The 10410-nt window shown below is 53.0% G+C and carries 11 protein-coding genes; 3 read left to right on the top strand and 8 right to left on the bottom strand.

Features of this window, described 5'->3' with window-relative positions:
- Positions 1-179, bottom strand: a 179-nt coding sequence (locus HYT77_05315) for a hypothetical protein (GenBank protein MBI2067413.1), incomplete at its 3' end; no start/stop codon positions are given.
- A complete protein-coding gene (locus tag HYT77_05310; protein MBI2067412.1) occupies positions 142-585 on the bottom strand; it encodes a hypothetical protein in 444 nt (147 codons plus the stop codon). The genes HYT77_05310 and HYT77_05315, both read right to left, overlap by 38 nt.
- Positions 586-656: 71 nt before the next feature.
- Between HYT77_05310 and HYT77_05305 the strand changes: the two genes are divergently transcribed.
- On the top strand, positions 657-3071 hold the full coding sequence (locus HYT77_05305) for a hypothetical protein (protein MBI2067411.1): 2415 nt from the start codon (positions 657-659) through the stop codon (positions 3069-3071).
- On the opposite strand, the gene HYT77_05300 is transcribed toward HYT77_05305, so the two are convergent.
- Positions 3068-4051, bottom strand: a complete 984-nt coding sequence (locus HYT77_05300) for an NAD(P)-dependent glycerol-3-phosphate dehydrogenase (protein ID MBI2067410.1) — start codon at positions 4049-4051, stop codon at positions 3068-3070. The two genes, HYT77_05305 and HYT77_05300, sit on opposite strands and share 4 nt — an antisense overlap.
- 27 nt (positions 4052-4078) lie before the next feature.
- Here HYT77_05300 and aroF point away from each other — a divergent pair, with 27 nt between their 5' ends.
- Positions 4079-5095, top strand: a complete 1017-nt coding sequence (aroF, locus tag HYT77_05295; GenBank protein ID MBI2067409.1) for a 3-deoxy-7-phosphoheptulonate synthase — start codon at positions 4079-4081, stop codon at positions 5093-5095.
- A 148-nt stretch (positions 5096-5243) separates the two neighbouring features.
- On the opposite strand, the gene HYT77_05290 is transcribed toward aroF, so the two are convergent.
- Entirely contained in the window at positions 5244-5447 is a 204-nt protein-coding gene (locus tag HYT77_05290; GenBank protein MBI2067408.1) for a dodecin domain-containing protein, read from the bottom strand.
- A complete protein-coding gene (pgsA, locus tag HYT77_05285) occupies positions 5425-6084 on the bottom strand; it encodes a CDP-diacylglycerol--glycerol-3-phosphate 3-phosphatidyltransferase (protein MBI2067407.1) in 660 nt (219 codons plus the stop codon). Before pgsA ends, HYT77_05290 begins: the two co-directional genes overlap by 23 nt.
- Positions 6085-6147: 63 nt before the next feature.
- Between pgsA and nadB the strand changes: the two genes are divergently transcribed.
- On the top strand, positions 6148-7734 hold the full coding sequence (nadB, locus tag HYT77_05280) for an L-aspartate oxidase (protein MBI2067406.1): 1587 nt from the start codon (positions 6148-6150) through the stop codon (positions 7732-7734).
- Here nadB and HYT77_05275 read toward each other — a convergent pair.
- From HYT77_05275 to dnaJ, 3 genes are read right to left on the bottom strand one after another with little or no spacing between them, the layout of a single operon-like run.
- Positions 7727-8419, bottom strand: a complete 693-nt coding sequence (locus tag HYT77_05275; GenBank protein ID MBI2067405.1) for a hypothetical protein — start codon at positions 8417-8419, stop codon at positions 7727-7729. The genes nadB and HYT77_05275 overlap by 8 nt on opposite strands.
- 4 nt (positions 8420-8423) lie before the next feature.
- Positions 8424-9272, bottom strand: coding sequence for a lysophospholipase (locus tag HYT77_05270; protein MBI2067404.1), 849 nt, complete (start codon positions 9270-9272; stop codon positions 8424-8426).
- Positions 9269-10354 (bottom strand): molecular chaperone DnaJ, encoded by a 1086-nt coding sequence (gene dnaJ / locus HYT77_05265; GenBank protein ID MBI2067403.1) that lies wholly within the window; start codon positions 10352-10354, stop codon positions 9269-9271. The genes HYT77_05270 and dnaJ overlap by 4 nt, the downstream gene beginning before the upstream one ends.
- Positions 10355-10410 lie beyond the last annotated feature (56 nt).

Below are 10410 nucleotides of genomic sequence, written 5' to 3'. Positions count from 1 at the left end.
CGATCCCCCACGCCTCCCGATTCTCTAACGGGGACCGTTTGCCAGGCGACGCTATTTCCAAATGAAAGTGTTGAAAGCCTCGATTGAACCCCTGTGACCGTTCCACCGACCCCTCGGCCAGACGCCATCCCGACCATCCCGTCACAGAGATTCTGAACGAAGAGCTGAGAGGTACTCATGTTCGTCTCCATCCATCCCAATCTCTGCAGCCCATACGTCATTGCAACCCTGAAATAACGTCATCCCTCCCGAACTGAGCGCCGAAAGCGCCGTTGTTGAGATCAGAAACGCAGCGAGCGGTGAATGAATACCGAAGAGAGAGACGGTTTTCACAATCCCCGGCATCGCTACCTTCATCCCGAGGTTCATTGCGAGAGACGTCCCAAGCATCCCGCCCAGTCCCGAGGCGGTCGTCAGTTTTGTCCTGAATCCGTCTTTCCAGGCATCAAATTCGGTGTAGCGGGTTGAGTAGAACGGACTCCCCATCAGCAGACCGGTCGTCAGTGCGTAGTTCCCTGACGTCGGCTGGTAACCTCCACCAGAATCAACAGGCAGGTAAGTTCGAGAACCCCCGGAAAGTTGCATCTCAAAAGCGCCATCGTCTTAAAGGAAATTTGGTTACTTGAAAAATAAATTGGGGTATCTTCAAAGACGAAATGGATCTCACAAACTCCGCCAATCCGGAACTCGCGGAACTCCAGTGGAAGGAGTTGAGGACTCTTCTTGGTCCTTCCTTTAAAGAGGATCGTTTTCATCCACTCCTCTCACTCCTTGGCAATAGCCGCTTTTTGGTCGATTTCCTCTTAAGGCATCCCGAAATAATTAAAAAAAATCTGATCCGAAAAACATTTTCGGCAAGAAAAACAGAAGGGCGGATGAAGCAGGAGATCTCAACCCTGCTGAAAAAAGGGTTCCGGAACGACGACATTTCTGCCCAAAAGATTCTCCGGCTCTACAAATATTCTGAATTTGTCCGGATCACGGTTCGGGATCTATCCGCCCTCGCCTCTTTTGAGGAGATTGGCCTGGAGCTCTCATCGCTCGCCAACGCCCTGATTGATGGGGCCTGCTGGTCCGCCTTCAGGATCCTTGGAGAGAAATCGGTCCAGCCCCCCCCTTTTTCCGTGATCGGCCTGGGTAAGCTGGGAGGTGACGATCTGAATTTCAGCTCTGATATTGATATCCTCTATCTCTACCTCTCCGGCAAAGGGGCAAAAAAAAGCGGCTCCTTCAGGCAGGAACAGGAACAATTTGAATTCTTTGCAAAAGGGTCTGAATTGATTACCCGACTCCTTCAGGAACGGTCAGACGAGGGGATCTGCTTCCGGGTCGATCTCGACTTAAGACCGGAAGGGAGAAATGGTCCGATTGTCAATTCAATCGATGCATTAGAAAAATACTACGAGATTCGAGGCGCCGTCTGGGAACGACTCGCCTGGATCAAGGGAAAACATGCGGCGGGAGATGCCCGAGTCAGCAGGGACTGTCTCAAAAGGCTCACCCCCTTTGTCTATCCGCGAACCGCCAATCTCTCCGCCATTCAGGAGATTCGCAAGATGAAGGAGAGGATCAACACGGAGGTGGAGAGACTTTCCACAGGCTCCTTTCATCTCAAGCTCGGCCGGGGCGGTATTCGAGAAATTGAATTTTTTGTCTCCGCCTTTCAACTCCTTTATGGAGGCCGGGAACCGAAGCTTCGAAAGAGAAACACGCTCGATTCCCTCCGAGTGCTTAAAGGGCTTTCGCTCCTCCCGGCCCAGGAAGAAAACAGCTTGCGGGAGGCGTATATTTTTTTTCGGCGTCTGGAAAATCGCCTTCAAATGAGAGAGGAACAACAGCTTCATTCCCTTCCTTCCTCACAAAAAGAGATCAGCATCCTCTCACGACAAGCAGGATACAATGAGCCAGACCGTTTTCTGCAGCAGCTCCATCGGCACCAACGTGAGGTTGCCGCCTGCTTTGAGAGACTAGCCGGCTTTGGAGCGATGGCCGAGGCGCGTGGTCCGGTCATCAGCCACTGGAATGAACTGAATCAGGAAATTTCGGCGGAGTCCGACCTCGAGGAACGGCTGGAGATCCTGCGTCGTTTCAAGAGGTCGCGGCTAAAGCGAATCGAGGACCAGGACGAAGCAGGACGCTGGCCTCTCCCCCAACTCTTTCGAGAACTGACGATCATCGCAGAGACAATCCTTCGCGGGGGGCATCAGATCGCCTGGGAGGAGCTGTCACGAAAAATCACCCCTCCCGAAGGACCGTTCGCTGTTCTCGCAATGGGAAAATTTGGCGGGAAGGAACTCAACTACTTTTCTGACCTGGACCTGATCTTCCTCCTGGAACGACCGGACGAAATGGCTTTTTACACCAAGTTGTCAGAGAGAATCATCTCCGCCATTTCACTCCTCACGGCGGCCGGACGTGCCTACTCGATTGACACCCGGCTCCGCCCGTCCGGAAGGGCTGGCACACTCGTCTCAACACTCGATTCATTTGAAGAGTACCACCACAAATTCGGACGGATCTGGGAACGTCAGGCGCTCATCAAGGCCCGCCCTGTCCTGGGGGAGGAAAACTTTATCCGGAAGGTCGACCAGCTTCTGGACAAACTGATCTACGAAGAGCCGCTCAGCCAGGATCCGGCCCCCGAAATCTATCAACTCCGAATACGGATGGAGCAGGAACTCGCCAAGGAATCACCCGGTCATTACGAAATCAAGCTGGGACGTGGTGGGTTGGTCGATATCGAGTTTCTGGTGCAATATCTGCAATTACTCCATGGCCGGGAGGAACGGAACTTAAGAAAACAAAATACCCTCGAGGCACTCACAACCCTTCAAAGAGGCGGAATTCTCAACCAAAAAGAGGGCGAGTTCCTGCAGAATACCTACCTTTACCTAAGGGAGTTGGAAACCCGGATCAGGCTCTTTTTCGGTCGCGAGTCCGACACCTTGATTGAAAATGCCGACTGGCTTTCACAACTCGAGAACCGATACTTCAACCACTCGATCGTTGATCGATTTCTCTCATGCCGTGAGAAGACAAGGGCTATTTTCGAGAAATATCTACACCCTTAAACAGAAAACAGTTCACGAATCGGCCTTCCCTCATAGAGAATCCGATAAACATTTTCGCAGATCGGCAGACGGATCTCCAATTTTTTGGAAAGAAAATGAACTGCCTTAGAGGTCTCCAAGCCTTCAGCGACTCCGGAACCACTGGAGATGATCTCCTCAACGGATTTTCCCTGGGCCACCTCTATTCCGGCCTTTTTGTTACGAGAGAGTTCTCCCATGCAGGTGACGATCAGATCGCCGACCCCTGACAAACCATGAAAGGTTGCCGGATCGGCCCCCAGTTTCTTGCCTAAGGCGATCATCTCATGAAGCCCTTTCGTCATGAACATCGCCCGTGTGGAATGACCATAACCCAATCCATCCGCCATGCCACAGGCGATCGCAATGACGTTTTTGACTGCACCCCCGACAACGACGCCCGTCACATCGGAAGTCTGGTCAAGAAACAGACAGTCGGACTCAAAATAATTCCGAACTATCGTTCCAACCGCCTCTTCGCGACTTCCCAAGGCAACCGCACTTGGATGCCCCTCTGCCAGTTCACGGGCAAAACTGGGTCCAGAGAGGTAGGCAATCTGCCTGTGATACCGGGGAGGGGTCAACTCCTCATAAACTTCAGATAAAAGCTTACCCGTGGCAGTTTCGATTCCCTTCGCAACATTTAATAAAATACTCGGGGGGTCCAAACGCGGGATGATCTCCTTTAGAACCGGCCTCAAAAACTGGGAAGGGATAGCACAGATAACCAGTTCGGCCCCCCGAGTCGCCTCATCCAGATTCTGGGTCGCCTTAAGCGAAGGATCGAGTGGGATGCCGGGAAGAAAACTGTCATTCTGGTGTTGTTCTAAAACCTGTCGGACAATCGCCGCTTCTCTTGCCCAGAGCGTCACCGGGATCTTTTTTCGGGCCAGGTGGTTCGCCAGTGCGGTCCCATAGGCCCCTCCTCCGATCACAACGGCTGATTTCTTGTTTTGACTCATTAAATCGATCCCGCTATATCGGAAACCATGCTGATTGTCCTTAAAAAAGAAGCGGCCCAGAAAGAGATTGACGAACTCCTCGAAAATATCCGTAAGGCCGGTTACAATCCTGATTTTCTTCCCGGTGCGGAACGGACGGCGATCGGCATCCGTGGTAATACAAAGTATATTGATGAAGCAGAATTACACTTGAACAACGCCGTTAAAGAGGTCCTTCACGTCACCAAACCTTATAAGCTCGTCTCACGCGAATGGCGAATCCAGGATACGCTCATCCGACTTAAGAATGGTGTCACGTTCGGCGGCAGTAATCCCCCTGTGATTATTGCAGGGCCTTGCAGTGTCGAGAGCGAGACCCATGTTTTTGAAACGGCCGAATGCCTTTTTAAAAACAAGGTCAAGGCAATCCGCGGAGGGGCGTTCAAGCCAAGGACAAGCCCTTACGCCTTTCAGGGGCTTGGGGTCGAGGGGCTCAAATATCTCCGGAAGGCGGCTGATCAATTCGGACTTGCCGTGGTGACGGAACTGCTCCATCTCGAAACCCTGGATGAGGTTGTCCGGTATGCCGATATGATCCAGGTCGGTGCCCGCAATATGCAAAACTTCGAGATGCTGAGGCGTCTCGGAGAGATCCGAAAACCGGTTTTACTGAAAAGGGGGATGGCGGCAACGATTGAAGAATTTCTATTGGCCGCTGAGTACATCCTGGCGGGAGGGAACGATCAGGTCGTTCTCTGCGAAAGAGGAATCCGAACCTTCGAGACAGCAACGCGAAACACACTCGACCTAAACGCCGTGGCCTACATCCGGGAGGTCTCCCACCTGCCCATTATCGTCGATCCCTCTCACGGCACGGGCCGCGCCTCCCTCGTTGCCCCGCTCACCCGAGCGGCAATCGCCGCCGGGGCAGCCGGAGTGATCATTGAGATACACAAGGAACCGTCCAAGGCACTCTCCGACGGATTTCAGACACTGAATTTTCAACAGTTCGAAGAGCTGCTCCGCTCTATTTCGCTCGCGCGGAGTGAATCCGACGCTCGCTAAAGTCAAGGGAAGATCCAGCTCTCCCCTTGACAATCCCCATCGGGGATCCACGACGCGCGCAGAGTACCACGCCCTTGGACGTGGGTGAATGCTTCTGTTGTGCGCGTAGCGCGTGGTTTTAAAGTGCCATGGGTTTGCCCATGGCTATCTACTTCTCCAGCACGAAGGTAATCTTCGCGTGAATCCGAAATTCGGCAATCCGACCTTTGTCGACTTTTGCGGTCTGACGGACAATTTCGATCCCGGTAATCCCGCGAAGCGTCTTGGCGGCTCTTGTGACCGCCTGTCGTGCGGCATCATCCCAGCTTTCGGTTGATGAAGCGACCAACTCAGTGACTCGTGCGACTGCCATAATCTCCTCCTTTTTTTCTTGTTAGAACCTCACTGAAAAATCCGGTGATATAATGAAGTGCCGATCCGATTGAAACAAACAATGTCACCCACAGAAGTCCCATACCGACGGCATGAGGATTCAAAAAATAGAATTGATGATGGACCAGAAGAAATCCAAGGGCAATGGTCTGAATCAAGGTTTTCCTCTTCCCCCACCAAGAGGCGGCGATTTCTATCCCCTCCGCCGCTGCCATCGAACGAACCGCCGTGATCGTCACATCGCGCGCGACCAACAAAACGACGATCCAGGCAGGGACACGGCCCAAAGAAAGGAGCATGATGAGGACCGACATCGAAAGAAGTTTATCGGCCAGCGGGTCCAAGAATTTTCCAAACGAACTAACGACGCCGTATTTTCTCGCATAGTAACCGTCCACGGCATCGGAGATCCCGGCAATCGTTACCAACACCATGCAAATCCAACTCAATGTTTTCGTCATCAGAATACGGTCCGGATCATGATCGTTCATCATCATCATGAGAAAAACGACGATTATCACAATAACGATCCTTCCGTAAGTCAGGTAGTTCGCGATCCCCAGTAACTGATCGGTGGTAAGAGGCTTGCGAGCTCTTGTTCGCTCCATCCAGGGCATGGGAGTGGCGCTACCATAATTTGAGGGATTGCCAAAAGAATTAATTATTTCTAGGTTGAGGTTGTGGATTTATCCCTGACCACCGACTTCCTGGTGATTGGCTCCGGTATCGCCGGTCTCTCCTACGCCCTCGAGGTCGCCGCCTATGGCTCCGTCCTTCTGATCACCAAGAAGGAGAAGGCAGAGGCCAATACGAACTACGCCCAAGGGGGAATCGCAGCGGTCTTTTCCGCAACAGATTCAATCGATTCACACATTGAGGACACCCTCAAAACGGGGTGTGGGCTCAGCGATCCGAAGGTGGTTCAAACGATCATTTCCGAGGGGCCTGCCCAGATCAAACATCTTCTGGATCTGGGGGTTCATTTTTCAAAGAGAAGCACCACGGAGTTTGATCTCGGACAGGAAGGCGGACACAGTCAACGCCGTGTCCTTCATGCCAAGGATCAAACCGGGGCAGAGATCGAACGAACCTTTTTGGAAGCGGCCAAACGGAGCCCCAACCTCCGGATCCTTGAGCACCACATGGCGATCGATCTCATCATCGGAAATCAACCAAAACGTTGTCTCGGCCTCTATGCATTAGATCGCCTGACCGGGGAGATTAAAACGATCCGGGCAAAAACGATCTTCCTCGCCACGGGAGGGGCCGGGAAGGTTTATCTCTATACCTCCAATCCCGATATTGCTACGGGCGACGGCATGGCGATCGCCTACCGCGCGGGGGCCCGGCTGGCCAACCTCGAGTTTGTTCAGTTTCATCCCACTTGCCTTTTTCACCAGCAGGCAAAATCATTTCTGATCTCGGAGGCAGTCCGTGGCGAAGGGGCAATCTTGCGGCTTAAATCGGGCGCCCCTTTCATGTCCCGGTATGACTCGGCAAAGGAGCTCGCAACACGCGATGTTGTCGCCCGCGCCATCGATACGGAATTGAAGCGGACTGGTGACGACTACGTCCTTCTCGATCTCAGCCACAAACCGGCCTCCTTTCTCAAGGAGAGATTTCCCGGTATCTACAATAACTGTCTTCGCTATGGAATCGATATAACAGAACAACCGATTCCGGTTGTTCCTGCGGCCCATTATTTTTGTGGGGGCGTTATGACAGACCTTGAGGGACACACGAACATTCCGGGACTTTATGCGGCTGGAGAGGTTGCCTGCACCGGCCTGCATGGGGCTAATCGCCTTGCCTCAAACTCTCTCCTCGAGGCGGCGGTCATGGCCCATCGCTCTGCCCTCACCTCCATTCAGGAGATCCGGTCTGGTGTATCCGCCTCCGCTACGACTTCGACGGACAGGCCGATTCCGAACTGGAACCCGGGCACCGCAACGGACTCCGACGAACAGGTCGTCATCACACAAAACTGGGACGAGATTCGTCGGATGATGTGGAATTATGTCGGGATTGTCCGCTCCACCAAGAGGCTCCTGCGTGCCCGACGCCGGATGAATCTGCTCGCGGAAGAGATTAACCGTTATTACTGGGATTTTAAAATTACGCCGGATCTCCTGGAACTTCGAAACATTGCCACCGTGGCCGATCTGATTATCCAGTCAGCCCTCTGGCGGCGCGAAAGCCGCGGGCTTCACTACACACTCGACACTCCTGAGACAAAAGAAGAATTTCGGAGAGATACGATTATTTAAACTTCCAAACCAATTCAGAACTCGCCGGAATCCCGACCATTTTGAGGAGAAAGGATTCGCCCGAACGGATCGTCTTCGGAAAGCGGACCCGATAAAGGCGGGACCAGGGATCCAAATAGGAATAGAGAATCTTCTGTTTCTGCGAGATCGGCTGGTAATCGGCACTGACGGCCCTCACCGTTTGCCCCTCAGACTCCAACAGAAAATTCCAATCAGATGTTCTCGTGCCAAGACTTGAATCGCCGCCGGAACCGACATAGAGGGCAACCATAAAATCGTCATACCGGGAGTTGTCCGAGAGATCCTCTTTTTTCAACCGGTCCACCTCCTTCGGAGACATTGCCAGCAGTAAAGAAAGCTTGTCCCGCCTCGCTTCACGAAAATCAACACTCAAATAGGTTGCATGCCATTTAAGCTTCATTTCAAGGTTGTCGGTCGTGAACACCCTTGCGTGACGGCTCCAGTGATCCAGGACCTTCCCGTAATCGGAGGCAGCAGAGGCGCTAACAACAAGCAGAAAGAAGAAAAGGACCGCCCTGGCAGTCTGTTGACAAAGGGGATTGAAAGGATGTTGAGAAAGGTCCCAGATACGAGGCAGGCTGCTGAGACGCGACGCAGGCGTACTTGCCTGTACGTCGAGGAGCGATCGAAGCAGACAACGAAGTAGATGGGCCTTTCTCAACATCCTGCTAAAGATGTTTCTCAATCCATTGTTCCAGATCATAGAAGACTTTCCGCTTCTGTACCTCGTTAAAAACCTCATGATAGAACCCTTCATAGAGCTTGAAGCTCTTGTCTTCAACTGAAATCTCTTTGAAAAACTCTCTCGCCCCTTCCGCGGAACAGATCTTGTCATCCCCCGCCTGCAGAAAAAGCGAGGGAAGGTTGATTTTGGGGGCCAGCGAAAAGAGGGATTCCTGATTTTTAAGGATCAGATCCCCCAGTCGGGCGGTGATTTTTCTCTGAACCAACGGATCCTTTTTGGTCGCCAGGACCAGTTCACGATCATGAGAGATGAAATCAAACGGAATCTCGTTCGCCAGTGTCAAACGAGGGAGAATCTTTGAGAGCATTTTCCCCGCCGTTACCTTAGCGGCCGGAACCTGCAGGGCCAACCGGACGTTGGGAGAGGAGAGGACAATCCCCGTCGGCCTCCCGTTGCGCAAGCCAGAATGTTTTGCCACATAATTTAAAGCAAGCTGCCCTCCGAAGCTGTGTCCGACCAGAAAGAGCTTCTTTCTGGATCTCTGAGAGACCATTTTAAGAAAGAGGTGAAGATCCTCCAGAAAATCGTCTATTGTCTCCGCATAGGCACGTAACCCCTCGGAATGACCGTGGCCACGGAGGTCAAAGGCGTAAACCGAACAGCCGGCCTTCATAAAATAATCAAAAAACGACCCGTACCGACCGGAATGTTCCGCCAAGCCATGGACGATTGCGAGGGAGGCCTTAGGGGAAGCAACCTCCCGCCTACGGAAAAAAAGTTTAACCCCCCCCTTCCCCTTCAGAAACCCCTCTTCGAAGCCAGGACGGTTCACGAAAAAAAACCTTTTTTCTTTTTAGCGGCTGATTCGCCAGAAATTTCAGCAAACTCTTTTAAGAGCTCCTCCTGCCGCCTGTTCAGATGTTTGGGGATTTGTACCTTGAAATGGACAACGAGATCCCCCCGCCCCTTGGAGCGCAACCCCGGGAACCCGAGCCCTTCTACGGCCACCTTTTCACCCGTCTCCGTCCCTTTTGGGACATGAATTTTTCTTGGGCCCTCCAGCGTCGGAACCTCGATCTCTCCCCCAAGCGTCGCCGTCACCATGCTGACCGGAACCTGGAGGTGGAGGGTCTGCCGTTCCCGAACAAAATGCTCATCAGGCTTAAGATGTATAAAGACATAGAGATCACCACGCCCGGCTCCTTCACGCCCCCCTTCCCCTTCGTGATGGAGGAGGAGTTGTGTCCCCTCATCAACCCCGGCCGGGATTTTTACCGAGAGTTTTTTGGATCTATGTTGACGCCCCTCCCCCTCACAATCATGACAGGGATCGGTCAGCACGGCCCCCTCTCCATGACAGACGTTGCAGGTCGTCGCCACCATGAAGAAACCCTGTGTCCTGCCGACCTGTCCCGACCCACCACAGCGAGAGCAGCTCTTTCGGGAGGTTCCCGGCTTTGCCCCACTCCCATGGCAGGTGCTGCACGCCTCCAGCCGGCTGATCTCGATCTCCTTTTCCGTCCCTTTATAAGCCTCCTCGAGAGTAATCATGATCTCCACCGACAGATCCGCCCCCCGACTCCGACCATGCCGACCACGGCGAGGACCAAACCCGAAAAACTCCTCAAAAAGATCACCAAAGCTCGAAAAAATATCATCAACATCTGTGAAGTGGTGAAAGCCTGTCCCGGAGAGCCCGGCGTGGCCAAACTGGTCATATCGCTGCCGCTTGTCAGCGTCGGAGAGGACCTCATACGCCTCTGAGGCCTCCTTGAATTTCTCTTCCGCCACCTTGTCGCCCGAATTTCTGTCAGGATGGTACTTGAGTGCCGCCTGGCGATACGCCTTCTTTACCTCGTCCCCTGTCGCCTCACGAGGGACCCCTAGAATATCATAGTAATCTCTCTTGGACACAGGGGGAGTAAGTTAACCATCTGTTCTTCTTTGTCAAACCGGGAATGTGGAGGTTT

It is taken from the genome of Deltaproteobacteria bacterium, assembly GCA_016180855.1.
GTDB lineage: Bacteria > UBA10199 > UBA10199 > JACPAL01 > JACPAL01 > JACPAL01.
The sequence above is the reverse complement of the archived record's forward strand: the minus strand, read 5'-3'. Positions and strand labels throughout refer to the sequence as shown.